This window comes from Syntrophotalea acetylenica (assembly GCF_001888165.1).
In the GTDB taxonomy this organism is placed as follows: domain Bacteria; phylum Desulfobacterota; class Desulfuromonadia; order Desulfuromonadales; family Syntrophotaleaceae; genus Syntrophotalea; species Syntrophotalea acetylenica.
This window is the reverse complement of the sequence record NZ_CP015455.1, coordinates 91,543-118,066: the sequence shown is the minus strand read 5'-3', so window position 1 is coordinate 118,066 and position 26,524 is coordinate 91,543. Positions and strand designations below refer to the sequence as shown.

23 protein-coding genes are annotated in these 26,524 nt (G+C 49.8%); 11 read left to right on the top strand and 12 right to left on the bottom strand.

Annotation, left to right across the window (positions count from 1 at the left end; genetic code table 11):
- Nucleotides 1-21 precede the first annotated feature (21 nt).
- Complete coding sequence (locus A6070_RS00580) at nt 22-1,410, bottom strand: glutamate--cysteine ligase (RefSeq protein ID WP_072286585.1); 1,389 nt, start codon at nt 1,408-1,410, stop codon at nt 22-24.
- A gap of 223 nt (nt 1,411-1,633) precedes the next feature.
- On the opposite strand from A6070_RS00580, the gene A6070_RS00575 reads away from it, so the two are divergent.
- Nucleotides 1,634-2,647 carry a potassium channel family protein gene (locus A6070_RS00575; protein WP_072286584.1) on the top strand — a complete coding sequence of 338 codons (1,014 nt, stop codon included), beginning with the start codon at nt 1,634-1,636 and terminating at the stop codon, nt 2,645-2,647.
- A complete protein-coding gene (locus A6070_RS00570) occupies nt 2,640-3,413 on the top strand; it encodes a sugar phosphate isomerase/epimerase family protein (RefSeq protein WP_072286583.1) in 774 nt (257 codons plus the stop codon). The genes A6070_RS00575 and A6070_RS00570 overlap by 8 nt, the downstream gene beginning before the upstream one ends.
- A 44-nt stretch (nt 3,414-3,457) precedes the next feature.
- Here A6070_RS00570 and dinB read toward each other — a convergent pair whose 3' ends face one another.
- The 11 genes from dinB to rpmH form a co-directional block, all read right to left on the bottom strand.
- Nucleotides 3,458-4,654, bottom strand: a complete 1,197-nt coding sequence (gene dinB, locus A6070_RS00565; protein ID WP_072286582.1) for a DNA polymerase IV — start codon at nt 4,652-4,654, stop codon at nt 3,458-3,460.
- Between the two features lie 241 nt (nt 4,655-4,895).
- Complete coding sequence (locus A6070_RS00560; protein WP_235605479.1) at nt 4,896-5,306, bottom strand: bactofilin family protein; 411 nt, start codon at nt 5,304-5,306, stop codon at nt 4,896-4,898.
- 12 nt (nt 5,307-5,318) lie between these two features.
- Nucleotides 5,319-6,173 carry a ParB/RepB/Spo0J family partition protein gene (locus A6070_RS00555; RefSeq protein WP_072286580.1) on the bottom strand — a complete coding sequence of 285 codons (855 nt, stop codon included), beginning with the start codon at nt 6,171-6,173 and terminating at the stop codon, nt 5,319-5,321.
- Between the two features lies 1 nt (nt 6,174).
- Entirely contained in the window at nt 6,175-6,939 is a 765-nt protein-coding gene (locus A6070_RS00550; RefSeq protein WP_072286579.1) for a ParA family protein, read from the bottom strand.
- Nucleotides 6,940-7,034: 95 nt separating this feature from the next.
- Nucleotides 7,035-7,691, bottom strand: a complete 657-nt coding sequence (gene rsmG, locus A6070_RS00545; protein WP_083558586.1) for a 16S rRNA (guanine(527)-N(7))-methyltransferase RsmG — start codon at nt 7,689-7,691, stop codon at nt 7,035-7,037.
- A 4-nt stretch (nt 7,692-7,695) separates the two neighbouring features.
- The gene (gene mnmG, locus A6070_RS00540; RefSeq protein WP_072286578.1) at nt 7,696-9,561 is read right to left on the bottom strand and encodes a tRNA uridine-5-carboxymethylaminomethyl(34) synthesis enzyme MnmG; all 1,866 of its coding nucleotides are present in this window, start codon (nt 9,559-9,561) and stop codon (nt 7,696-7,698) included.
- A 54-nt stretch (nt 9,562-9,615) separates the two neighbouring features.
- Nucleotides 9,616-11,001 carry a tRNA uridine-5-carboxymethylaminomethyl(34) synthesis GTPase MnmE gene (gene mnmE, locus A6070_RS00535; protein ID WP_072286577.1) on the bottom strand — a complete coding sequence of 462 codons (1,386 nt, stop codon included), beginning with the start codon at nt 10,999-11,001 and terminating at the stop codon, nt 9,616-9,618.
- A gap of 557 nt (nt 11,002-11,558) precedes the next feature.
- The gene (yidC, locus tag A6070_RS00530) at nt 11,559-13,184 is read right to left on the bottom strand and encodes a membrane protein insertase YidC (RefSeq protein WP_072286576.1); all 1,626 of its coding nucleotides are present in this window, start codon (nt 13,182-13,184) and stop codon (nt 11,559-11,561) included.
- Between the two features lie 39 nt (nt 13,185-13,223).
- The gene (gene yidD / locus A6070_RS00525; protein ID WP_072286575.1) at nt 13,224-13,436 is read right to left on the bottom strand and encodes a membrane protein insertion efficiency factor YidD; all 213 of its coding nucleotides are present in this window, start codon (nt 13,434-13,436) and stop codon (nt 13,224-13,226) included.
- Nucleotides 13,433-13,798: a ribonuclease P protein component gene (gene rnpA / locus A6070_RS16610; protein WP_072286574.1), complete on the bottom strand. Its 366-nt coding sequence runs from the start codon at nt 13,796-13,798 to the stop codon at nt 13,433-13,435. Before rnpA ends, yidD begins: the two co-directional genes overlap by 4 nt.
- A gap of 11 nt (nt 13,799-13,809) precedes the next feature.
- Nucleotides 13,810-13,962 carry a 50S ribosomal protein L34 gene (gene rpmH, locus A6070_RS00515; RefSeq protein ID WP_072286573.1) on the bottom strand — a complete coding sequence of 51 codons (153 nt, stop codon included), beginning with the start codon at nt 13,960-13,962 and terminating at the stop codon, nt 13,810-13,812.
- A gap of 333 nt (nt 13,963-14,295) precedes the next feature.
- Between rpmH and dnaA the strand changes: the two genes are divergently transcribed.
- The 9 genes from dnaA to nth all read left to right on the top strand — a co-directional run bounded on the left by dnaA (nt 14,296) and on the right by nth (nt 26,523).
- Nucleotides 14,296-15,648 (top strand): chromosomal replication initiator protein DnaA, encoded by a 1,353-nt coding sequence (gene dnaA, locus A6070_RS00510; protein ID WP_072286572.1) that lies wholly within the window; start codon nt 14,296-14,298, stop codon nt 15,646-15,648.
- Between the two features lie 239 nt (nt 15,649-15,887).
- On the top strand, nt 15,888-17,006 hold the full coding sequence (gene dnaN, locus A6070_RS00505) for a DNA polymerase III subunit beta (protein ID WP_072286571.1): 1,119 nt from the start codon (nt 15,888-15,890) through the stop codon (nt 17,004-17,006).
- Between the two features lie 52 nt (nt 17,007-17,058).
- The gene (gene recF, locus A6070_RS00500; RefSeq protein WP_072286570.1) at nt 17,059-18,150 is read left to right on the top strand and encodes a DNA replication/repair protein RecF; all 1,092 of its coding nucleotides are present in this window, start codon (nt 17,059-17,061) and stop codon (nt 18,148-18,150) included.
- 22 nt (nt 18,151-18,172) lie between these two features.
- Nucleotides 18,173-20,560 carry a DNA topoisomerase (ATP-hydrolyzing) subunit B gene (gene gyrB / locus A6070_RS00495; RefSeq protein ID WP_072286569.1) on the top strand — a complete coding sequence of 796 codons (2,388 nt, stop codon included), beginning with the start codon at nt 18,173-18,175 and terminating at the stop codon, nt 20,558-20,560.
- A gap of 65 nt (nt 20,561-20,625) precedes the next feature.
- Entirely contained in the window at nt 20,626-23,133 is a 2,508-nt protein-coding gene (gene gyrA / locus A6070_RS00490) for a DNA gyrase subunit A (protein WP_072286568.1), read from the top strand.
- On the top strand, nt 23,063-23,944 hold the full coding sequence (locus tag A6070_RS00485; protein WP_083558584.1) for a tetratricopeptide repeat protein: 882 nt from the start codon (nt 23,063-23,065) through the stop codon (nt 23,942-23,944). Before gyrA ends, A6070_RS00485 begins: the two co-directional genes overlap by 71 nt.
- Before the next feature lie 13 nt (nt 23,945-23,957).
- Nucleotides 23,958-24,962 carry an NAD(P)H-dependent glycerol-3-phosphate dehydrogenase gene (locus A6070_RS00480; protein ID WP_072286566.1) on the top strand — a complete coding sequence of 335 codons (1,005 nt, stop codon included), beginning with the start codon at nt 23,958-23,960 and terminating at the stop codon, nt 24,960-24,962.
- Between the two features lie 36 nt (nt 24,963-24,998).
- Nucleotides 24,999-25,733, top strand: a complete 735-nt coding sequence (locus A6070_RS00475) for an endonuclease/exonuclease/phosphatase family protein (protein ID WP_072286565.1) — start codon at nt 24,999-25,001, stop codon at nt 25,731-25,733.
- Nucleotides 25,734-25,860: 127 nt separating this feature from the next.
- Nucleotides 25,861-26,523 carry an endonuclease III gene (gene nth, locus A6070_RS00470; RefSeq protein WP_072286564.1) on the top strand — a complete coding sequence of 221 codons (663 nt, stop codon included), beginning with the start codon at nt 25,861-25,863 and terminating at the stop codon, nt 26,521-26,523.
- Nucleotide 26,524 lies beyond the last annotated feature (1 nt).

Genomic DNA, 26,524 nt, shown 5'->3' with positions numbered 1-26,524 from the left:
GAAGCAGGGCCTCGGAACAGGTTAAAGGCAAAGATCTCCCAGAGACTGTCCAGGATAGCCACAGTGGGCCAGCAACGTCCCAATCTGTTCCTGCCTGGAACCTTTCCAGGCGAGCAACAAACGTTCGGCCAGCGTCACGCCACTGCGCGCCACTTCTTCGATCCCGTCCAGAAAAACACCTTCATCCGCCCCCCTGAGACACCGCGGCCCCTGCCGCGACAGGGACTCCCTGGCAACAGACAGCAGCTCGCAGGCGATATCCCGCAGCGTGTGACCACCACAAGGGGTGCGCAGGCCAAGGCGCCATGACTCGCGGTACATTGCAAGCCGCCCGGCATCATCGCCTGGATCGAGCATTCTTTGCACCTGACGGCGGGCTTCCGCATCGTACATCAGTCCTTTGGCCAAGGCGGCAACCGCCATGACCAGGTGGGGAGGCTGACTGTCGGCGCTGCGCAATTCGATCTGGGGCCGCAGTCGCACCTCTGGAAACAGCGTGGAAAGGTGAAGATCCCAGTCGGCAAAGGTCGGGCGGTGATCTTCGAATCCTTCAGCCATAAAACGCCGAAACGTAAAACGATGACGCGTCAGATCGACCAGTCTGCCCTGGCGCAGGATAAAGTACATCGGAACATCGAGAGCATAGTCAACGTAGGTGGCCAGCCCCGCCTCCGGATGAAACAGCTCCAGAATCAGCCCGGACCGGTCAGGATCGGTCCGGTCCCATATTTCCCCCCGCGTGGATAGATACCCCGTGGGTTCACCGTTCATCAGAGGCGAATTGGCGAACAGGGCATAAAACAGAGGTGCCAGTAATTGGCCCGTACGCATTTTATCGATGCAATCGGCCTCGTCGCAAAAATCGAGATTGACCTGCAGGCCGGCCGTGAGTTTCATCATATGTTGGCCGCGGTCACCGCTACGCAGCATATAGGCGCGCATGATGTCATAACGCGGCTTGGGAAGCCAGCCGATGCTTTGCAACGGTGTTATCGGCTGAACGCCCAGCCCCAGAAAGGCGAGGCCGAGAGCCCCGGCAGCGGCAACGATTTTTTGGATGTGATTGGCCAGGTCCCGGCGGCAGCAGCAAAGATCGGCACATAACTTTCCGGAAAGTTCGAGCTGACCGCCAGGTTCCAGCGTTATCGACGAGGAAGGCCCGACCAGAGCTATCAGGTGCCCGGACTCTGTGACGCTCTCCCACCCATCGGCTGCCTCCAGGATTTTCAGCAGGCCCTCGATCTGATCAAAACCTGCAGCCTCACCGGAGCGCTGGTCCACGACGAGTTTCTCGACTTCTATACCGACCCCCCATTGTTCCTGGGGGCGGGTTTTCCGCAACAGGTAATCCAGCAGGTCGGAAAACTGCCGTACCGGTTGTGCCAGATGTGTTTTAACGAAGGTTGTCATGATCTTCCATTTGCGGCATGTGGGCGTCTGACGATCAAGAATGCATGACGGGCATGTCAGGGCCGCTGTTTGCGGCAGGTTCTCAAATTCAATCTATAATACTATAAAATCCGCGGTACCATGAAAAACTCAGCTCACCCGCAGGAAGCGACCCGGCGGGGAGCACCTTGCCTTTTGAACGGTTCGAAGCTATGATCCCCATACTCTGGATCCTGGAGAAACCATGAGACCTGTCCGCAACCTGCGCGTTTCCCTGTTGATTCTGGTTCTGACGCTCGGCCTGGGAACCGCTGGTTACATTGTGCTGGAAGGCTGGGATTTTCTGGATGCTCTATACATGACGGTCATTACTTTGGCGACCGTCGGTTATAAAGAGGTACACGACCTTTCCACGAATGGCAAGATTTTTACCATCGGGCTGATCCTGTTCGGTGTCGCTGCCATTGCCTATGCTTTCGGTAGCCTTCTGCAACTGATGGTCGAAGGACAAATCCTCCGCATTCTGGGGAGAAGAAAATTGGAAAAGCGCATCAACCAGCTGGAAGGACACTACATCGTCTGCGGTTACGGACGCATAGGTACCCTCGTCAGCCAGGAATTTCTGTCACGCCCGGTGGCATTTATCGTCGTGGAACGGGATCCGGTCATCTGCGAACGTCTCGCCAAGGAAAAAATCCTGTTCGTTCAGGGCGATGCCACCGATGACGATACCCTTATCCAGGCCGGCATCCTGCGCGCCAAAGGATTGATTACAGCCGTCACTTCGGAATCCGCCAACGTCTATATCACTCTCACGGCCCGGGGGCTCAATCCTGACCTGTTTATTCTGGCCCGCAGCGTGGAAGAAGGCTCGGAAATCAAACTCAAACGTGCCGGCGCCACCAAGGTCATTTCCCCATACCGCATAGGTGCCAATCGCATGGCCTGGGCGGTTTTACGTCCCTCGGTGGTTGATTTCATCGATATCGCCATCGGCAGCGAAAGTCTGGAGTTGCAGCTGGAGGAAATCCGTGTTGCCCCAAATTCTTCGCTGGTCGCAAGAACGCTGATATCCGCCGGAATTCGACGGGCCTGGGGAATTATGATTATCGCCATAAAAAAAAGCAGCGGCGCCATGCTTTTCAATCCCGAGTCCAGCACCACCATCGACGCCGAGGATATCCTCATCATTCTTGGAAAGCCGCCAGACATCCGCAACCTTGAAAAGGTCGCCTGTGGAGAATCCAGCGATGCCTGATCGACTTCATGTTCACATACCGTTCAGTCAATGGCAAAAGCACTTTCCGCTGCTCAAGAAACACCGTCTTCAGCCGGAAATCGCCTTTAAATGGCCAGACCTCGACCCGACCTTGCAAAGCGCCGTGAAACAGGCCGGCCGGCAACTGGCTGCCGAAGGCCTGGCCGTAACGGTGCATGCGCCTTTTATGGATCTCAATCCCGGCGCACTGGAGCCTCTTGTTCGGGATGCCACCATGCGGCGCTGGACCGAAACCCTTGAAGTCGCCGACATGCTGGGTGCACGCCTGGTTGTTCTGCACCCCGGGTACGATCGCTGGCGTTACGGTGGGCAGAGCCAGCCATGGATTAATGCCTGCCTTGATTTCTTCCCTCCCTTGCTGGAACACGCCGCACGGATTGAGTGTCTCCTGGTTCTGGAAAATATTTTCGAGGAAAATCCCGATACCTTGCGGGCTGTGCTGCAAACCCTCGACTCTCCCTGGCTGGGACATTGCTTTGACGTCGGGCATTGGCGTTTGTTCGGCAAGTGCTCCATGGAGCAGTGGTTTTCCGTACTCGGTCCCTGGATCCGGCATCTGCATGTGCATGACAACAGCGGAGACCGCGACGCCCACCTGGCGATAGGAGAGGGCGATATCGATTTTCACCAACTGTTCAAGCTGGTCGACACAGAGCAAATACCACCCTCCATGACCCTGGAAGTTCATGACTGCGAGGCGCTGCTGCGCTGCGTCCGCAGCATCGGGATTTTAAGAGGTTTTTAAAAAGATCCGGCCGGGGAAGCGGCGGGCTGGGTTTCTACGGGGGGTCAATCCTGTGGTGATTCTCCGCCTCTCCACCCCATCAGGGTAGCACGGCAGATACCTTTTTCTCCATAGCGTGCCCGGAGCAGATCGAGTGTCTGGTCCAGTTGCATCGATCGTTTATCGTGATCCTCATCGAACAGCATGCCCTGGGAACCTAAACCTTTATTCAGGGCATGAAGGTTGATTCCGAGCAGACGAACCGGTTTGGCCCCTGCTTCCGTTTTTTGCAGAAGCTCCATGGCCACTCTGTGTATCTGTTTCACCTGCTGAAAGCCGCTGCCGAAGGTTCTGGACCGGCTTACCGTCGTAAAGTCGGCGTATCGTACCTTAAGGGTCAAGGTTTTAGCGCTCAGTCCGGTTCGTCGCAGACGGGCCGCCACACGCTCCGCCAGGTCAAGCAAAGCTGCATGGATGGTATCCCGGTCTCGAATATCCTTGTCGAAAGTTTCCTCATGACTTATCGACTTCACGACCGAATCGGGTTCAACAGGCCGTGAATCCTCGCCATGCGCCAGGCGATGCAGCTGGATTCCCGCTTTGCCGAATCGCCATTTTAGATCCGCCAGCGGCATTTTGCGCAGATCCCCCACCGTGCACAGGCCCAGGCCCCGCAACTCCTCCAGCATAACCGGCCCCACCCCCCACAAGCACTTCAGCTCTAACGGAAGTAAAAATTCATCAATATTATCGGGAACTTCGAAAAACCCATCCGGTTTTGCCCGCTCAGACGCAAGTTTTGCGAGAAACTTGTTGTGGGCAATCCCCGCACTGATGGTCAGACCAAGGTCTGTACGTATGTCATGCCGGATTGTCTCTGCGATCTGGCGGGCACTACCAAACAGACGGCGGCTGCCTGTCACATCCAGAAACGCCTCATCGACACTCAATGGCTCAACAAGGTCGGTATATCGGCCAAAGACATTAAAAACCTGCCTGGAAATCTGTTTATAGCGGGAAATGCGCACCGGACGAACCTTGGCGCCAGGACACAACCGCAAGGCCCGAAACATCGGCATGGCGGAATGCACGCCGAAGCGTCGTGCTTCATAGGAGCATGCGCAGACCACCCCACGCCCGGGATGCCCTCCGACTATCACCGGCAAGCCGCGAAGTTCCGGGTAATCCAGCTGCTCTACGCTTGCATAGAATGCATCCAGATCCAGATGCAGAATGTCTCTTATCACACGCTGCTTTTCCAATATCTTTATCCACCCCGCATCCCGGAAAAGCCGTGCAGGCAATCAAAAAACACCGGCCTTCTCGGCGGGTAGCGACTAAACCAGGGATAACTTTTTCAAAATGTATGGTGACGTCTGGCGCGGATCAACCGTCGACAGCAGCCTCAGTGGCTGGCCTATTACGATCGGGGATGGTTCTTTCCCTGTCTTGTTCATTCGACAGGACCTTGACTGCATGGAAAAACAAAAGGATGTGCCGGTGCTATTCAGGGTGAACGGCTGGTGCGTCGACTACGGAAGATTCGGATGGCATGGTAATGGAACTGTTAAGAACAACCCCTTCTTCAACCACCAGTACCGGGGTTTGAATCGTGCCATCAACAACCGCCGGTGCGCGCAACTCCACTTTGTTCCGGGCCTCGATCGTACCTTTGAAATAACCGGACAGAATAAGAGTCCCCACACGAATATCCGCCTGGATTTGGGCGGTATGTCCGGCAATCAGGGTATCCGTGGAGGTTATGCTGCCCTGGAAATGACCATCCATGCGAACGATGTCGTCAAATACCAGGACCCCTTCAAACCTGCTCCCCTCTCCGAGAAAGGCTCTTATCTCCCCAGTCTGTGTGGGTGAATTTTTTGCTGACCGTTTTTCCTTGCGTCCTATCATCATCCTCTCCAAGCCCTAGCAGGATATCCCAAGTTTTTCCAGAAGTCGGTCGAGATCTTGCGCTGAAAAAAAGTTGATTTCTATCTTACCGCCTTTTTTTCTGCTCACTATTTTGACTTTGGTACCAAGACTCTGCTTGAGGCTGTCTTCCAGAGCCTGCAGATTGGGATCGATTTTTTTGGGTGGCGGCGGGGGTGACAATGCGGCCTTTTTGGCACGCTTGACCAGCGCTTCGGTTTCTCTTACCGATAAATTTTTTGCGAGAACCTGTTCCCGAACTCGCAATAGCTGAGCGGGAACGGCTTCCAGCGATAAAAGGGCGCGGGCATGCCCCATGGCCAGGGTGCCAGTCGCAAGATCTTCCCTGACAACCTCGGGCAAGCGCAACAACCGTAGGCAATTGGTGACGGTAGAGCGATCCTTGCCAACCCTGCCGGCTACCTCTTCCTGGGTAAGTTGGAAGGCCTGAATCAGGCTCTGATAAGCAGCCGCCTCTTCGATAGGATTTAGATTTTCACGCTGTATATTTTCGATCAGCGCCATTTCTACCGCCGCATCTTCGGTCGCCTCCTGAATAAGTACCGGCACCTTTTTCAGGCCGGCTCGCTGCGCGGCACGCCAGCGGCGTTCTCCGGCTATGATCTGATAATGGTCGGGCAAGCGCCGCACCACCAGGGGCTGTATTATGCCCCGGGCCCGGATGGAAGCTTCCAGCTCCGACAACTTCTGATCGTCAAAAACCTTTCGGGGCTGATTCTTTAAGGGACGCAATTCCTCGATGGGACAAAAAAAGAAACGGTGGGATTCTTCCCTGATGCCGGGATCCAGCAAAGCGCCGATCCCCTTACCGAGTGCTGGTCTTTTCGACATATCAATGGCCTGTATCTATTATTTCCCTGGCAAGGGCCAGATAGGCTTCAGCACCCTTTGACGAGATGTCATACTGCAGTACCGGCAGACCATGGCTGGGTGCTTCGGATAAACGAACATTACGGGGAATCACAGTTTGAAAAACGCGATCGGCAAAATGGCGGCGAATCTCTTCGCTCACCTGATGGGAAAGATTGTTGCGACCATCAAACATGGTCAACAATATCCCACGCAGCGACAATGCCGGATTGAGCTCCCGCTGTATAAGAGCAATGGTACGTGTCAGCTGAGAAAGCCCTTCCATTGCATAATATTCACACTGAAGGGGAACGAGAACCGAGTCGGCGGCCGTTAGAGCGTTAATCGTCAACAACCCCAGAGAAGGCGGGCAGTCGATCAGTATATAATCGAAGGCATCCCGGATCTGGCTCAAGGCATTCTTTAATTTTTTTTCCCGCCCGACCTCTCCGATCAACTCGACCTCTGCACCGATAAGATCCGTGGTTGAAGGCAAAACCTTGAGAAACTCGATTCCGGTAGGCGCGATCGCCCTCTCCACGGTCACTTCTCCGAGCAACGCCTGATAGGTTGTGTGTTTGGCCTGTTCCGACAGAACGCCAACACCGCTGCTGGCATTGGATTGGGGATCGAGATCAACCAGAAGGGTTCTCTTTTCTGCGACCGCAAGAGATGCAGCGAGATTGATTGAGGTGGTAGTCTTCCCGACGCCGCCTTTTTGATTGGCTACGGCGATAATTTGACCCATGTTCGGAACTCCTTTAGCCTCTTTGCGGTGGAAAATGCTACCATACTTGGCGACTTCAACAAAGTGAAAAGCTCGGCAACCCTCATCCGAATCAATTACCGGCAGCGTTTCAACACGAGCAGGGTCCGCTCGGCTCCAGACATCGGAAGTCGTAACTCCTGTTGCTTTTCCACGACCAATCCCTGGCGTTCCAACAAATCAAGGCAATCCGACAACTCCCTTGTCCCTTCTGGCCCCTTCATGGCAATCAGTCGACCAGCTGGCTTGAGAAACGGCATGCCCAAGGAAATCAAGTCTCTCAATTCGGCCAGCGCCCGTGCGGTCACGACATCAAAAGTGGTGCGATATCCTTCCTTCGCCGCCAGAACCTGGAGACGGTCCGTTCTTGCTTCAAAATTCTGCAAACGCAACAAGCGTGCTATATGTTGCTGGAAGGCTATTTTTTTAAACACCCGGTCCACCGAACAAACCCCCAGTATAGGCATTGCCAGAGAAAGAGGGATGCCCGGCAACCCGGCCCCCGATCCCATATCCAGCAATCGCTCACCTCTATTTAGCAGCGGAAGCAAGGTCAAAGCATCGAGCAGATGCTTTTCCAAGGCTTCGTCGATGTTATCGATGGAGGTGAGGTTGATGCGCCGATTCCAACGGAGAAGTTCTTCAACATACCAGATCAGTTTTTCGCAGACATGAATATCAAGAACGATATCCATTTCAGACAGGAGTTTGTGCAAATGTTCCTGTTTCGCCATAACCTTATTTCCTGCGTAAAAGCACCGACAAAATCGCTATAGCCGCCGGGGTTACGCCTGGTATTCTTGCTGCCTGCCCCAAACTCAAAGGACGCACGCGGTCCAGTTTCTCCCTTACCTCGGTAGACAAACCGGCAATGGACAGATAATCCATATCGGCCGGCATCGCGATATCTTCCGACCGGCGGAAGCGCGCAACCATTTCACGTTGCCTTGCGATATATCCCTCATACTTGATTTCTATCTCCAACTGCTCAAGCACTGCCGCTGGCAGGACAGACAACTCTTCATCACAATCAGCCAGGGTTCCGACATCAACATCCGGTCGCCTCAGAAGATGAGACATTGACACGCCATTTTTAAGATCGGACACACCCAGGCGTGACAGAATTTCGCCATCCCGTGGCAGCAGACGTTTTGACGCGAGCAATTGTCTCCCCTTTTCAACCTGCTCCATCTTGAAGGAAAACTTCTTCCATCGCGCTTCGCTGATCAATCCGAGTTCATAGCCTTGCGGCGTCAGTCGCCGATCCGCGTTATCTTCCCTTAGAAGCAGCCGATATTCTGCCCTGGAAGTGAACATCCGGTACGGCTCTGTTGTGCCACAGGTGACCAGATCATCAATCAAGACACCAATATAAGCCTCGTCCCTACCCAAAACCAGCGGCTCCTGATTTCGCAGGTCTCGCACAGCATTGATTCCAGCCATCAACCCCTGGGCAGCGGCCTCTTCGTAACCGGAAGTACCATTGATTTGCCCGGCATGATAAAGATTTTTCAGGGACTTGACTTCCAGACTTGGCAAAAGCTGAATAGGGTCGACAAAATCATATTCGATAGCATACCCGGGACGCATTATTTCGACATTTTCCAACCCCGGTATTGTTCGCAGAAACGCCAATTGCACTTCAGGGGGCAATGAAGTCGACACCCCATTGGGATACACCTCGGATGTGTCCAAACCTTCAGGCTCAAGGAAAACATGATGACTCTCCTTTTCAGGAAAGCGCACGACCTTGTCCTCGATCGAGGGGCAATATCTCGGCCCGACACCCTCTATAACCCCCTGGAACAGAGGAGACCTGTCCAACGCCGAGCGAATGATTTCATGAGTACGGTAATTTGTCGCTGTAATATAACATGGTACCTGCCGACCGCTAACAACCTCCGTATCCGCGGAAAATGAGCAGACAGGCACATCGCCATACTGCGGAACCAGTTTTTTAAAATCTATGGTTCTACCATCGAGACGGGCCGGCGTCCCCGTCTTCAGGCGACCAACAACAAGGCCAAGCTCCATTAAATGCTCGGACAAACCAACCGACGGTGGCTCTCCTGCGCGTCCACCCGGAAAGTTTTGCAATCCTATATGAATAAGCCCGCGCATGAACGTGCCGGTTGTCAGAACCACCTTTCGTCCAGAATGAACGAGGCCGTCCATGGTTTCAACCCCGCAAACCTCACCTCCCCGCAGCACCAACCTCACAACCGAGCCTTGTTTTAAATCCAGATTGTCCTGGTCCTCAAGAACCCTTTTCATGTAGTCCTGGTAAGCGCGCCTGTCAGCCTGGGCCCTGGATGCGCGAACCGCTGGACCTTTTTTTGTGTTCAGAGTGCGAAACTGAATGCCCGTTGCATCAATAGCACGCGCCATTTCTCCACCCAGGGCGTCAATTTCCCGAACCAAGTGCCCCTTGGCCAACCCCCCGATTGCCGGGTTGCAGGACATTTGCCCCACGGCATCGAGATGCAAGGTAAGCAACAAGGTAAGACAACCCATGCGGGCCGCAGCCAGCGCCGCTTCACAACCGGCATGTCCGGCTCCAACCACAATAACATCATATTGTTTTCCGAACTCTGCCATATTCATCCTGCCTTATTCAGAACGGGTCCGCTCTCGCATAAATGTTTCACGTGAAACAATCTATTTCCCGATACAGAATTTGGTGAAAATACGATCCAAAACATCGTCAGGGGTGGTCTCTCCTGTAATTTCACCAACCCTATCAAGAGCTTCCCCTATTTCAACAGCACTGAACTCGGGTGACATACCCTGAACAAGCGACTCCCGGAATCGGCCCAGTGAGTCGCGGGCCGCCATTAGCGCCTGCTTATGTCTAAACTCGGTCAATATGACTGTTTCACGTGCTTCGGATACTTCAGGCCGAAACGTAAAGTGTTGTGAGATTTTATCAACAAGATCAGTCAAACCGAGACCCTGAAGCGCAGAAATTTTTACAACCGGAAATTGTCCGAGACAGTCGGGAAAAGGCAGACTGCCAAGATCAGCCTTATTTAAAACCACCAGAACATCTTTGTGGCGACAGGCATCGATTGCCAGCAGATCGTCATTATCCAAAGACATGCTGCCGTCCACGACCAGTAGCACAAGATCAGCGCCTTCGATTTTGGAACGAGCACGACGAACGCCTTCGGCTTCTACGGGATCCTCGGTGTGCCGAATACCGGCTGTATCGACAAGCCTCAGAGGCAAACCGCCAAGTACCAAATCTTCCTCGATCGTATCACGGGTAGTCCCGGGAATATCCGTGACGATAGCTCGAGCTTCTCCAAGCAGAGAATTCAGCAGAGAGCTTTTTCCAACATTCGGGCGACCGAGAATGAGTATATTAACCCCCTCTTTTGCAATCCGCCCACATTCAAAACTCTGGATCAGATCGTCCATCTCGGACATCATTTGCCCGGCAGTCTTTCCAAGAGAGCAAGAACCCTCTATTTCAATATCTTCTTCTGAAAAATCAATGGCAGCCTCAACTTCCGCAAGAAGCAATATCAATTTTTCCCTGAGAAAAGCTATCTTATCGGCCAACCCGCCATTTAATTGATTTATAGCTATATTGCTTGCAAGCTCCGAGCGGGAACGAATCAGATCAATAACGGCCTCGGCGCGTGTTAGATCAATTCTCCCGTTGAGAAATGCCCGCAGGGTAAATTCACCTGGCCTGGCCATCCGCGCGCCGGCCCTCAAAAAGAGGTCAACTACCCTCCGTACAATCAATCCCCCACCGTGACAATGAATTTCACAAACATCTTCCCGAGTATAGGAGCGGGGTTGGCGCATAATAACGGCCATAACCTCATCCAAAACATGCCCCCGATGATCTTTTAAAAATCCGTGATAGAGGTAATTCGATTCCAATCGACCGGTGGCACTGCTTGGGGAAAAATAATCACAGAGGAATTCCTCTGCCTTTAAACCCGATAAACGAACAATACCTATGCCTCCTTCGCCAGGAGGCGTTGCAGGTGCTACAATCGTATCCTTTTCAAAAACATTGACGATATGCATAAAAAGATTCGATCCAGATTAGTGATTCCCGTGGCAGACCATAGAAATAAACCGTATTGAAGCATTTGCGTAGCAAATGTTTTTCCAGAACAATGAAGCAAGGGAGGCACAAAAAGTCAGCCGGCGATCACTCTACAAAAAAGTAGCGATGACAAACCTGCATCATGCAGAAACGCTCCATTTCAAATAGACCGAGAAGAGATAAACCCTTGATATAATTGAAGCATGACTGCAGCCATGATGACGCCATGCCCAAATTAGATGCTAAAAACCGACAGCGCACTCCAGTCCGGGTAACGCTCTGTATCCATCCACGGTTGCGTACGGAAAAAAGCCAGGAATCAACATAATATTTAAAATGAATGACAGTCAGTCTCCATCCGGGAACTCCGGATGGAGACAGTGTAGTATATAGGGAAAGTGCGGCTTTTTTCGCCGTGGCAAGGAAACCAAAAGGTTGCGCGGAGGCGTACATCGGTACGCCGCACAAGAAAGCCTGCGGATTGACAACGCCACAGCCGAAAAGGGCCGTTTCCGAATGAAAAACAGTTAAAAACTTATGCGATAGTTGCTGAAGCGCCGCGATTAATAGTCCATTGCTGTAAAATAGTGAGCACATTATTGACGAGCCAATAAATAACCAGACCCGATGGAAAATTCAAAAACATAAAGGTAAAAATAACAGGCATGAACAACATAATTTTTGCCTGTTGGGAATCCATACTGGTAGGGCTCATTTTCTGTTGAATAAACATGGTAACACCCATAATCACAGGTGTAATATAATAAGGATCTTTGGCGGACAAATCCTGAATCCAGAAGATGAAAGGCTCGTGCCTTAATGCAATGGATTCCAGTAAAACTTTATATAGGGCGAAAAAAACAGGAATTTGCGCAAACATCGGAAGACATCCACCCATAGGGTTGACCCTGTTTTTCCTGTAAAGTTCCATTATTTCACGATTTAATTTTTCTTTGTCTTTTTTAAACTTTTCGCGCAAGCGTTGCATTTCGGGTTGCAACCGTTGCATATCGCGCATGGATTTATAACTTTTATGTGTTAGTGGCCAAAATAATATTTTTATAAAAACTGTAAGTAGAATAATAGCCACCCCGTAATTCTGAATTATATTATTATAGAAAAATTTCAAAAAGCTTAACAGGGGGCGAGCCAACATGTCAAAAAACCCGAAATTGATGGCTTTATCAAGATTATAATTTATACTTTTCAGTATATCGAGATCCCTTGGCCCACAGTAAAGCATAAATTTTTGATTGTAAGAATTATCGGGATCAATTTTAATTGATTCACTATCAATAGTATTTCTTATAGAAGTATTTGTTTTATCAATCGTCAGAGAATATCTGTTACCATCAAGTGGTACAGCGGCAATCATAAAATATTTCTCTTCAAAAGCTGTCCACTCGAATTTTTCACTATACTTTACAGGACTTTCAATTATACTTTTTATTTTATGGGTAACTACTTCACCATCTTTATATAAAGCAGGACCAACAAAGGAGTACCGTGATATTTCACGATCGTCATCCCAAGGTTGAACCAGCATAAAAGCCAGATTTCCCTTTTTTGAATCTTTTCCTTTGTTATAAAGATTGACTTCAAGCTCTAAATCATATCCGTTTCCTTTAAAATAATAAGTCTTTTCGATGATCAAATCTTTATTCAATACAGAGTAAAAACGTAATTGTTTTTTCTCTCCGGAACCAACCACAAAATTTGCATCTGAAATATCCACGGCATAAAGATGGTCTGCCGGAATACTAATATCTCCAGTACCAAATGTATCAAAGGTATTGGTTTCACTTTGGGCATCAACAAGTGAAACCAGTGCTGATCCAGAATCCATTGTTTGTTTGTAGTGCTTTAATTCAAGATTTTTCAGCCTCGCTCCGATATTTGTGAAAACAGCACGAAAGTCCTCTGTTTCAACAACAATATCCAAGGGCAGAATCTTATTGTTGTCGGCAGCCAAAACACGCTCACTGACAGGAGATTTTTCGGCTACGATATCATTCAAAGAAGACACAGACGATTTATTGTCAGCAACAGTCTCTAAATTTTGGCCATTTTCCTGCGGAGCTGGTTTGGCGAAAAACATGCTATAACCCGTCCAAACCGCAAGCATCAAAACAAGAGCCATCAACACATTTTTATTTTCCATATGGCAGGATACTCCAATTACCCGGGATAACGGAAATATTCAAGGAACAGGATCGTACCCCCCGGGATGAAAGGGGTGACAGCGGCATAGCCGTCCGCAGGTTATGACCAAACCTTTTATCAAACCGTACTTGATCAGGGCTTGGCGGGCGTATTCGGAACAGGTGGGATAAAACCGACAGGAAGGCGCCTTCAGAGGCGAAATATATCGCTGATAAGTAATGATCAACAGGATGAATATTTTCCGGATCATGAATTGGTTTTTAATATGGTGAACTGAAGCAGATACTTCAACTCATCACAGATCTGGAAAAAGTCAAGATGGGCGGCTCCCGGTTTGGCGACGATGGATAATTCCCACCCACTACCGATAATTGATCGATGAAGCCGAAAAAATTCTCTTACCCGCCGTTTGACATGGTTACGTGTAACAGCTCTGCCAACCTTGCGACTGACGGTCAACCCCAACCTGGCAGAGCCATCACGTTCACGTACCAAAATATATACAATAAAATTCCGCGATTGCAGCTTGCGACCTTTGTTGCGCAACACTGCATAATCCCGGGATCGCCTCAATCTGGCGCAACGGGGAAAAGTAAAATCCGTTTTCTCCATCAGATCAAGGTTTACTTGACCGGAATGGTAACTACCAGACGCTTACGACCCCTGGCCCGACGGCGGCGAATAACAGCCTGACCATTTTTATTCTGCATGCGGGCACGGAATCCATGGGTTCTTTTCCGGCGAATACGACTCGGTTGATATGTCCTTTTCGACATTTTAAAACTCCTTACACTATGAGGTTAAGTTGTTATTTTATAGACGTTTAAGCGAAACGCATTATTAAACATGTTGTACTTGTTTTGTCAAGCAAGAAAAGATCGGCACATCCGCCCACAGCCTGCCCACAGGTAAAAAATCCCTTGCCAAATACCGGCCCCTCTGTTAGCTTAGCTGAACCATTTTCAGGCAATAAGATCCGCCAAAGACCCAGAAAACCAACCATAAATTAAATATCCACAGCTGTTTATAACAATGTGGATTATTTATTTTCGGATGCCTTCCTGTCCAACCTGTATTTTTAAACTCCGTTTTTCAAAAATTGAAAGTCCATGGATAAAATCTGGCAAAAAACATTGGATATCCTCAAACAAACCCTCGCGGACCAACAATTCGTTACCTGGATAAAGCCTATTCGATTCGTTGGTGTAAAAAATGAGGAAGTGGAACTTGAGGTCCCCAACCGCTTCGTGCTCGATTGGATTAAAAAACATTATCAGGACGCGATTCAAAGCTGTATTTCCAATGCGGCAGGTGCTTCCTATAGAATTAAGCTCTGTGTTGCACGCACCCCCATTAAACCAGATGCTGTGCCGGTCACTGAAAATCCGACTCCTCCTGTTCCTGCCAAAGTCCAGGAGGAACACCATCCCCAGCGAGGAAACGTTTACAATCTCAATTCCCGCTATACATTCAAAACGTTCGTTCTGGGTTCATCCAACCAGTTCGCCAGCGCCGCCGCCACAGCTGTAGCCAATAATCCGGCTACGACCTACAATCCACTTTTTATCTATGGAGGAGTGGGTCTTGGAAAAACACACCTCATCAACGCTGTCGGTAATGAAATTTTAAAAAGAAATCCCGACATGAAGGTATGTTACTATACGTCGGAAAAGTTCATGAATGAACTCATAAACTCGCTGCGCTATGCAAAAATGGACGAATTCAGAACCAAATTTCGATCCATGGATGTACTGTTGATCGACGATGTACAGTTTATTGCAGGCAAAGAGAGAACCCAGGAAGAGTTTTTTCATACATTCAATGCACTGTACGACTCTCATAAACAGATAGTTGTTACCTCCGACAAGTTCCCCAAGGAAATTCCCGGTCTCGAAGAACGATTACGATCCCGCTTTGAATGGGGACTGATTGCTGATATTCAAGCCCCCGATATGGAAACAAAACAAGCCATTCTTAAAATGAAAGCAGAACAGAACGGCATCGACTTACCTCACGAGGTTGCTTTTTTCCTGGCAAATTCAGTCAGCAGCAATATTCGTGAACTGGAAGGATATCTTGTCCGCATAGGCGCATATGCCAGTCTTACCGCTACGCCGATAAGCCTGGCCATGGCCCAGGAGGTTTTGAAAGATATTCTCGTGGAAAAACGTCGGGAATTAACCGTTGAAGAAATTCAAAAGCTGGTTGCCAATCACTATTCCATTAAATTGTCTGATCTAAAATCGGCAAAACGAATGAAGGCGCTTGTGCTGCCCAGGCAAATAGCCATGTACCTTTCACGGCAGCTTACCTCATGCTCGTATCCGGAAATAGGCGAACGCTTTGGTGGCAAAGATCATTCAACGATAATTCATGCCATTAAAAAAATAGAGAAAAATATGGAAGAGGATTACCAGTTGCGTTCGGTTATAAATAATTTAAAAAAAGAACTCAGTGCCTGAAACAGTTCATTCAAAACCTGTGCATCCGCCCTTGACAGACAGGGGAAAAAAGCACCAGATCCCGGTTATCAACAAAACAGACCCATTGGCGAGACATTTACCAACACCCTCAAAATCTTTTTAATTTACTGAAAATAAAGGACTTTTTGACATATAAACAAATTCACAGGCATCTACTACTACGACTATAAAAGATTTAAAACCATAATAAAAACAGTTTCCTGTTGACGGGAGGGAACATGATCTTTTCCATTGAAAAAGAAATCTTTCTTAAGGGTCTGGCTAAAATTCAGGGAATAGTCGAAAAAAAGAACACCATTCCGATTCTGGCCAATGTTCTTATTGAAGCGGAATCCGATTATGTCCGCTTAACAGCAACGGATCTTGAAGTGGGCATGAAAGCCAATTATCCGGCCCAGGTCAAAACTCAAGGCCGAATTACCGTATCAGCTAAAAAACTTTTTGAAATAATTAAAGAACTTCCAGAAAAAGAAATTTCCTTTACAGCAAAAGACAATTGCTGGATAGAAATACGATGTGGAAAAGCACTATTTAATATAGTAGGTTTATCTGCAGACGAATTTCCATATTTTCCACAAATAGAAAAACAAAACTTTTTCAATATATCCAGTTCAATCTTGCGACAAATGATTGAAAAAACATCATTTTCTATGTCATTGGACGAAACAAAGTATAACCTTAATGGCATATATGTAAAATCAATTGAAGATAAAGGTTCTCAGTTTCTAAGATTCGTTGCTACAGACGGACATCGTTTATCTTTATATCAAACTCCAATCGATTGTTCTCATATCGAGCAACTCATAAAAGGGGTTATATTTCCTCGCAAGGGAATTTTAGAATTACGAAAAATTACCGAAGAGAGTGATACTGAAATATCAATCGGTTTTATGGACAACAACGCAGTTATTAAGAAAGAACAGACAATAATAATAATGCGACTTGTTGATGGTGAATTCCCTGATTACACACGTGTTATTCCAAGCAGCAATGATTTAAAAGCAAACATTCCCAGGGAAGAATTTTTTCATGCGTTGCGCCGCATGGCAATACTCTCGAGTGAAAAATCAAAGGGAGTCAAAATAGATTTTGAAAAAAATCATCTAACTCTTTCCTCGTCAAACCCCGAGTTTGGAGATGCACGAGAAGATTTCGAAATTGATTACCCCGACAATAATCTTTCCATAGGTTTCAATGCACGGTATCTCATCGATATCCTCGGGACCCTTGATTCTGAAAAGATCAATCTGGCTTTACGCGATCATCTTTCGCCGGGGCTTATCACACCTGCGGATACGGACGACTATCTTGCGGTCATAATGCCAATGAGGCTATAGTACCGTACAGCGATAGGCAAATTTGAAGAATCACACTGTCAATAAATCTTTCATGATTCTGAAACGCCTTGTTCTACATAATTTTCGTAATATTGAGTCCACAGAGATTAAACCCGGCCCCGGTTTTAATATTCTGACCGGAGATAATGGCCAAGGTAAAACAAATATTCTGGAGTCGATATATATACTGGGGCATTTCAAAAGTTTTCGCCGCAATCGAAACGAAGATCTTATAGGTGTCACGGATATTTATTCGCGCGTATCGGGGGAATTTTATCTAGGCGGCATCCGCGAAACCGTAACTTTGAAAATTTTGAAGGATCAGAAAGAAATTCTGATCAATGACAAACGACCGTTGCAAAGCAGCGATATGTTTGGGCGTTTTCCCTCGGTATTGTTTTCTCCGGAAGAAGTTGCTCTACCCAGGGGTTATCCGGCGGCACGACGGGCTTTAATCGATAGGGCACTGTGCCAAACCCGTCCTTCCTTCATTGACCTGACCCGCGCTTATCAACGCTGCTTGCGTCAACGCAACATTTTACTCAAGGAAGGAGCGCCGGTTCGAAGTGTTTATCCCTGGACCGAAGAACTGGTAAATACCGGCGCGATGGTCCGCCTGGCACGTTGTCAATATCTTGATCGCCTGCTCCCCTTGTTCAAGTCTGCTTACAGGGAGATATGTGGAGACCGGGAACTGGCGGATATTATCTATCCGGGTTATTCGACCACCTTGTCTGTTTTGCAGGAAAACCTTCGATCTACCCTGGAACGCGAGACTTCGCGCGAATTAAAATATGGTACAACCATGGCCGGGCCACATCGGGATGATCCGGTTTTTATGTTGGATAACCGTGTGCTCGGGATATACGGTTCCCAGGGACAACAGAGATCCTTTGTCCTGGCATTCAAAACAGCCCAGATTCTCGATCTGGAAAAAGAGACGGGATTCTGCCCGCTTCTGCTACTGGATGATATGACCAGTGAGTTGGACCGGAAACGACAGGAATTTTTTTTCCGTTTTCTGCAACAGCGGCAGGGGCAGGTATTTATCAGCTGCACGGAGCATTCTGCTTTTCAGAGTGCAGGCTTCAAATGCCTGCGGATGTTCCGGGTGAAAGCTGGGACAATTTGCGATCGAGACTAATGAAACCTGTTATGAGGATATTATGACGGATGTAAACCAAAGAGAGTACGGAGCTGGCAGCATCAAGGTTCTGGAAGGTCTTTCGGCTGTGCGAAAACGCCCTGCCATGTACATTGGTTCCACCGGAGTCACGGGCTTACATCATCTGGTATACGAAGTAGTAGACAACTCCATTGATGAAAGTCTGGCCGGTGTTTGCGATGAAATTTTAGTAATCATTCATCTGGATGGTTCGGTTACCGTGGAGGATAACGGTCGGGGCATACCCGTCGACATGCATCCAACGCAGAACAAGTCTGCAGCTGAAGTCGTCATGACGGTTTTGCATGCCGGAGGTAAGTTTGATAGCGACAGTTATAAAGTATCCGGCGGGTTGCACGGCGTCGGGGTTTCCGTTGTCAATGCCCTGTCTGAAAGGTTGGATTTGGAAATTCGCCGAAATGGCCGCATATACCGGCAGAGCTATCAACGAGGTGTGCCGGATGCGCCTTTGCATGAAGACGGAGAAACCGCCAAACGTGGTACTCGCATAACATTTTGGCCGGACCCCGAAATATTCGAGACTACCGAATTTTCCTTCGAAACCCTGTCCCGTCGACTGCGTGAACTGGCTTTTCTCAACGGTGGTGTGTTAATTCATATTACTGATGAACGCTCAGAAAAACGGCACGATTTTCATTACGAAGGTGGCATAGTTTCTTTTGTCAGTTACCTTAATCGTGCAAAAACGCCATTACACGCCGAACCGATATTTTTTGGGGGTGAAAGGGAGGGTGTGCAGATTGAGGTGGCGTTTCAGTACAACGACGGTTACGACGAAAAGATTTTTTCTTTCGCCAATAACATAAACACCCATGAAGGCGGCACTCACCTGATTGGCTTCAAAGCAGCACTCACCCGTACCATGAACAGTTACGCTACGGCCAACAATCTGCTGAAAAACGTCAAGGCTTCTATTTCCGGAGACGACCTGCGAGAGGGTATGGCTGCCGTCATATCCGTCAAGGTTCCCGACCCGCAGTTTGAGGGCCAGACCAAAACCAAACTTGGCAATTCAGAACTAAAGGGTTACGTTGAAACCCTGGTGAATGAAAAACTGGCTACCTTTCTCGAAGAAAACCCCTCTGTTGCCAAGCGAATTCTTGAAAAAGGCATCGAAGCGGCGCGAGCCAGGGAAGCAGCGCGCAAGGCTCGGGATCTGACACGGCGAAAAGGGGTTCTGGACAGTCTTGCCCTGCCGGGCAAGCTGGCTGACTGCCAGGAGAAGGACCCGGCTTTGTGCGAAATATATCTGGTCGAGGGTGACAGTGCCGGCGGCAGTGCCAAACAGGGACGCGATCGACGCTACCAGGCCATCCTGCCGCTTAAAGGCAAGATCCTCAACGTCGAAAAAGCGCGTTTCGACAAGATGTTGTCGTCCAATGAAATTCGCACCCTGATTACCGCCATGGGAACCGGAATAGGGAAAGGGGATTTCGATATTTCCAAGTTGCGCTACCATCGCATCATCATCATGACCGATGCGGATGTGGACGGATCGCATATTCGAACCCTGTTATTGACATTTTTTTTCCGACAGATGCCGGAGTTGATTGAACGAGGGTATCTGTATATAGCTCAGCCGCCTTTGTATAAAGCAAAACGAGGAAAAAAGGAATTGTATCTCAAGGATGAAAATGCTTTGGTGGATTATCTGCTTGATGAGGGAGTCGAGGGTGTAACTCTTGAACTTGCAGAAGGTTCCAAAGTGGTGCGCGGAAAGCAGATCATTCCAACTTTACGCAACATTCTGGAATATAATCACCTTTTTGACAAGATGGTACTAAAAGGGGTTAACAGTGAAATTCTTCGCATTTTCGTGCAAAACCGCATTCGCAACGGTTTTGAGGATATGCTGGACCTTTCACCACTGGTCGATCGCTTGAAGGAAGCAGTCCCACATGCCGATTTCCAGTTGATGAAAGAGCCGGATCGCATTCTGTTTACCCAGGGTAATGTGCGCGCTCGCATCGATAGACAGGTACTGGAAATACTGTCTTCCCACGAGTATCATCTGTTGCATCAGTCCTATCAGAAAATAAAGGAAAATCACAGCAATGGCCGCTGTGTCATTTATCTGGAAGGCAAAGAAGAGACCGTGGTAAATAATTGTCAGGAGTTGCTTGGATATTTTCAGGATCGGGCCCGCAAGGGCCAGTATATACAACGATACAAAGGTCTTGGCGAAATGAACCCGGATCAGTTGTGGGAAACCACAATGGATCCCGAAAAACGGGTTCTATTGCAGGTCAAGGTCGAAGACGCGGTGGAAGCCAACGAAATTTTTACCGTTTTGATGGGTGACCAGGTCGAGCCGCGTCGTGAATTTATCGAAAACAACGCACTCAACGTATCCAACCTTGATATCTGATGAAATCTGGCGCCCACGGCAGGACTGTCCGGCGCAGAGTCCCGGTTTTTCCCGGAGGATAAAAGATGCTATCGGAACAGAACAAAAAAACCGTCAATATAGAAGATGAACTGCGCAAGTCCTACATGGACTATGCCATGAGCGTTATAATCGGCAGGGCTCTTCCGGATATAAGGGACGGGCTGAAACCTGTGCACCGGCGGGTCTTGTATGCCATGCACGAACTGGGTAACGCCTACAATAAGCCATATAAAAAATCCGCACGCGTGGTCGGCGACGTTATCGGTAAATATCATCCTCACGGAGATTCTGCCGTTTACGATACTATCGTTCGCTTGGCACAGGATTTTTCCATGCGCTACCCCCTGGTTGACGGGCAGGGGAATTTTGGTTCTCTTGACGGCGACAGCGCCGCCGCCATGCGTTATACGGAAGTGCGTATGGACAAACTGGCGCACGAACTGCTGGCCGATCTGGAGAAGGAAACCGTCGATTTCGGACCGAACTATGACGATTCACTGCAGGAACCATTGGTATTGCCCTGCAAGTTTCCCAATCTTCTGGTAAATGGTTCCGAGGGCATTGCCGTTGGCATGGCCACAAAGATACCACCTCACAATCTGGGTGAGGTTATAAATGGACTCATCAGCATCATGGATGATCCGACTGTCGACAACCAAGATCTGCTTCGCCTTATACCGGGCCCCGATTTTCCCACGGCGGGCTTTATTCTAGGCAGGGAAGGTATCCGCCAGGCTTATGAAACCGGGCGGGGGATCGTGCATATGCGGGCCCGGGCGCTGGTGGAAAAAGATCGCCGTACCGGTCGCGAAAAAATTGTCATTACCGAAATCCCCTATCAGGTCAATAAAGCCAAGTTGATCGAAAAAATTGCCGAGCTGGTAAAAACCCGTAAAATTGAAGGCATTTCCGATCTTCGCGATGAATCGGACCGTGAGGGCATAAGGGTCGTGGTGGAGTTGAAAAAGGACGTCATTCCCGACGTTATTCTCAATCAACTCTATAAAATGACGGCCATGCAGTCTTCTTTCGGTATTATCATGCTGGCCATTGTCAATGGTCAGCCCCGTGTGCTGAGCCTTCGGGAAGTGCTGGAACATTTTGTGGATCATCGCAGGGAGATCGTCACCCGGCGCTGCATTTTCGATCTGCGCAAAGCCGAGGAAAAGGCCCACATTCTCGAAGGTTTCAAGATTGCTCTGGAAAACCTGGATGAAGTGATCGCCATAATCAAGCAGTCGGCGAATCCCCGTGAGGCGAAAGAACGCCTCATAATGCGGTTTGCTCTGTCGGATGTTCAGTCCCAGGCGATTCTTGATATGCGCCTTCATCGGCTTACAGGCATGGAACGGGACAAGATTCTCGAAGAATATCGGGAAATTCAGACTCTGATTCAGCGGCTGAAGGAGATTCTTGCCAGCGATGTGGAAATTCTAAATATCATCAAGACCGAGCTGCTTGATATCAAGGATAAATTTGCCGATGAGCGTCGAACTGAAATTGTGGATCAGCGTGGCGACCTGTCACTGGAGGATTTGATTGTCGACGAGGATATGGTGGTAACGGTATCTCATGCCGGTTACATAAAGCGCAATGCCGTGTCTTTATACCGCGCCCAGCGGCGCGGGGGGAAAGGCGTCACCGGTATGCGGCCCAAGGAAGAAGATTTCGTCGAACAGCTGTTTATTGCATCTACGCATTCTTTCGTTCTCGTATTTACCGACGCAGGCAAGGTTTACTGGCTTAAGGTCCATGAGATTCCCCAGGGGGGAAGGGCTTCCCGCGGCAAGGCCATTGTAAACCTTCTGCAACTGGCCAGCGGGGAAAACGTCACCAGTATTCTTCCGGTAAAAGAGTTCATAGAAGATCGCTATATCGTATTCGCTACCCAGAACGGCATTGTTAAAAAGACGGATCTGATGGCTTATGCCAATCCCCGCTCCGGCGGTATTATCGCTCTGACCGTCGATGAAGGCGATCGTCTGGTTTCGACGCGCCTGTCGGACGGTAACATGGATATTCTGCTGGCCAGCCAGAGCGGCAAGGCCATCCGTTTTCCCGAGAAAGAGGCCCGGCCCATGGGCAGGACTTCGCGCGGGGTGCGAGGCATGCATTTGGAGAAAGATGACCGGGTTATCGGCATGGAAGTTGTTTCCGATACCACTGCCGCCACCCTGGTGACTGTTACTGAAAAAGGCTACGGCAAGAGGACCTATCTCGATGAATACCGCCAGCAAGGACGTGGCGGCAAGGGAATCATCACCATAAAAACCTCGGAACGCAATGGGCAGGTTGTCGACATTAAATTGATAAACGACGATTTTGACCTGATGTTCATCACTGATGGCGGCAAGGTTCTGCGCACCCGGGTTGTTGATCTTTCGGTTATCGGGCGTAATACCCAAGGGGTCAGACTGATGGTACTGGAGCCTGGGGAACGTATTGTCGCAGTGGCTAAACTGGCCGAAAAAGAAGAGGAAAATGGAACTGGCGAGATTGAAGAAGAATCTCTTGAAGGAGGAGAAACGGAGAACCCGGAAGACGTGGAATAGCCGGTATTTCTGCCTGACGATTGGTTTATTGGGGTTGCTGACAGCTGTCGGCAGCTGGTATGGATATCGAGCCTGGCAGGAAAAAATACCGGGAACCCTGTTGAGAAGGGCAGAAAAGCTCGTTGAAAAACAACGGTATCAGCGGGCAATAAGTCAGTTGCGCAGCCTTCATGAGCACTATCCCCGCACTGCCGCCGGAGCCAAGGCTTTGTTGCTTGCGGGGGATATCATGCTGTTGCACCTGCACAGGGAACAGGAAGCGCTGCTTGCCTTTCTGCTGGTAGAGAGGGATTACCCTGAAACACCCTGGTGTGATGCCGCACGCAGGCAGGTGGCGGATATCTATAAATACCATCTGAAGGATTACGGTAGAGCTCTGGTGAGTTACCAGAAGATGCTCGACAGTCAAATGCCGCAAACCGATCACATACAGTATGAAATAGCGGACACCTACTTCCGCATGAATAATTTTGAACAAGCGCGTATCGAGTTCGAAATCTTGCTTGCTGATTATCCGCAGAGCAAACTTGTGCCGCAGTCTTTATATCAAATTGGTTCTTCTTTTTTCCTGGAAGGGAAAACAGATGAATCCGAGCAGGTGTTAAACCGTCTCTGTCGGGAATATCCGCAAAATTCCTTTGCGCTGGAAGGTTTTTTTACTCTGGCTCAGGTTCATGAGGAGCGCGGTGATTTGCACAAGGCCCTGCAGATACTCGAGAAGCTGAAGGGCCGCTACGCCAGAAAAGCCATTCTTGACCAGCGGAGCATGCACATCAGGCAGCGATTGAAAAAAAAGAACAAGGCCATCTGACCAGGAGACATGTATGAAAATAGGCGTTATCGGGGCAGGCAGTTGGGGAACCACATTGGCGGACCTGTTGTCAAAAAACGGCCATACGGTAACTCTCTGGGCCTATGAAGAAGATCTGGTTAAGCGCATGCGTGCCAATCGCAAGAATGATCTTTTTCTTCCGGACTTTACCTTGGATGAAAAGCTGGAGTTCACCTCCGAATTGCCCGAAGTCGCCGGCGGCAAGGAAATGGTGGTTCTGGTCGCTCCCTCCCAGGTCATGCGGGCTGTCGTGAGGCAAGCCGAGCCGTATCTGGCAGACAATACCATCCTGGTTTCTGCTGCCAAAGGCATTGAAAACGATACGCTTATGCCAATGTCCGAAGTCCTGCGCGAGATTCTGCCTGCGCATCGTCTTGAAAACACGGCATTTTTATCCGGACCGACCTTTGCCCGCGAAGTGGCGGCTGAAGTGCCTACGGCACTAACCGTAGCCTCGAACGACGAGCGCATAGCCCGATTGGTACAGACTACTTTCAGCTGCCATTATTTCCGAGTCTATCGCAGCAGTGATATTGTCGGGGTGGAACTTGGCGGGGCATTAAAAAACGTCATTGCATTGGCCGCGGGTGTTTCCGATGGTCTGGGCTACGGCTACAATGCGCGCGCGGCGCTCATAACCCGTGGTCTGGTGGAAATGACGCGGATCGGGATGGCTATGGGAGCCCGGGAACAGACCTTTATGGGATTATCCGGAATGGGGGATCTGGTACTGACCTGCACCGGAGACCTTTCCCGCAATCGCAGTGTGGGACTGGAACTGGGCCGCGGGCGCAAGCTGGACGATATACTTTCTGGTATGAAGATGGTTGCCGAGGGGGTAAAAACCACTCTGTCCGCTTATCAGTTGGCTAAAAAGTTGTCTGTAGAGACACCTATAATTGAGCAGATGTACCTGATTTTGTTTGAAAACAAGGATCCACGCGCGGCGGTTTCCGATCTCATGCAACGTTCGCTCAAAGCGGAAATGAACCGATAAGAACGGATAGGAACGCTCGCACTTTTCGGGGGCAGAATGTACACCATCCGGGTCATGACCTATAACATTCACGGTTGCCTGGGGACGGATGGCCGGAGGGATCCGGGCAGGGTACTTGATGTTATCGGCTGCGCGGGACCCGATATTATCGCATTGCAGGAAGTGGACACATTACGGGACGGAGACCAGGTTGCCTGGTTCGGGGAGCGCCTGGCCATGAATTATTACGGCCCCGCCACCCCTGGCGGTAACGCTTTCCTTTCCTATTATCCGCTGCACGGCGTACGCACCATAGAATTGGAGGGCGGCAGCTGCCTCTGTGCGGATGTAAATATCTCCGGCCGCTGCCTGCATCTGTTCAATGTGCGGTTGCATAAGCATCCCGGGGTTAGACGCCGGCAAATCAGGCGTTTGCTCGATGATCGGGATGGGGTCCGGTTTTATTCATCAGGCTGCCCGCTGCTGATGCTCGGCGATTTTGCCGATGTGCTATGGCCCTTCGACCAGGGACTGTTTTTGCCTTGTCTGCGTCCCGCCAAAAGACCCCTGTACAGGGCGACCTTTCCTGCATGGCTGCCGCTGTGTGGGCGGGACCGGGCTTATCTCGGCGGCCAGCTCCGAATCATTGATTCTCGCATATATCGGCACAGTCTGGCACGCAGGGCTTCCAGTCATTTACCGTTGGTGCTGACCGTGCGGGTGGCCGATCCACGCAATTATGTGAAAATAAAGGAACTGAAACACCGAAGAATGGAAATCGCGCCGGGTTAGACACAGCCTGTGGATAAAACTGTTGATGGCGTTGATAAGATACATGAAAAGGCTATGCGGGTGTTGCGATGGGGGTTGTCCGGTGTTGACCGGTCGACCCTTTTTGTTGATTTGACGAGGAGGCAGCATGTCCCGAACGAAACAACGGATGGATGCCATGATGGGGATTTTGGATGTTCTGGAGGATCTTTATCCCGAAGCCCGCTGTGCCCTCGATTTTGCAAATCCCTGGCAGCTGCTGGTGGCAACCATTCTGTCGGCCCAGTGTACGGACCGTCAGGTCAACAAGGTGACAAAAAATTTGTTCTCTCTTTATCCAGGCCCCCGACAGCTGGCTGCTGCGGATCCCGAAGAGGTTGAAGCCGTTATACGCAGTACAGGGTTTTTTCGTAACAAGGCCAAAAACCTGATTGCCTGTGCGGCGCAGGTCGTTAACCAATGTAACGGCCAGGTTCCGCGTCGCATGGAGGAGCTTGTGACATTGCCGGGTGTGGGGCGTAAAACCGCGAACGTGGTGCTGGGTAACGCGTTTGACATACCCGGTCTGGCTGTCGACACACATGTCAAGCGCCTTGTGCGGCGTCTGGGTTGGAGCCGCCGGAGCGATCCGGAAGGCATCGAGTCGGAACTGTGCCAGATTCTGCCGCCATCCTGCTGGACCAAAACAAGCCATTTGCTGATCCATCACGGACGACGGTTATGCAAAGCTCAGCGTCCGCTGTGCGACCAATGTCCGTTGCAAGCCGATTGTCCCAGGATCGGGCTGCCTGACATTCACATCAGGAAATAGA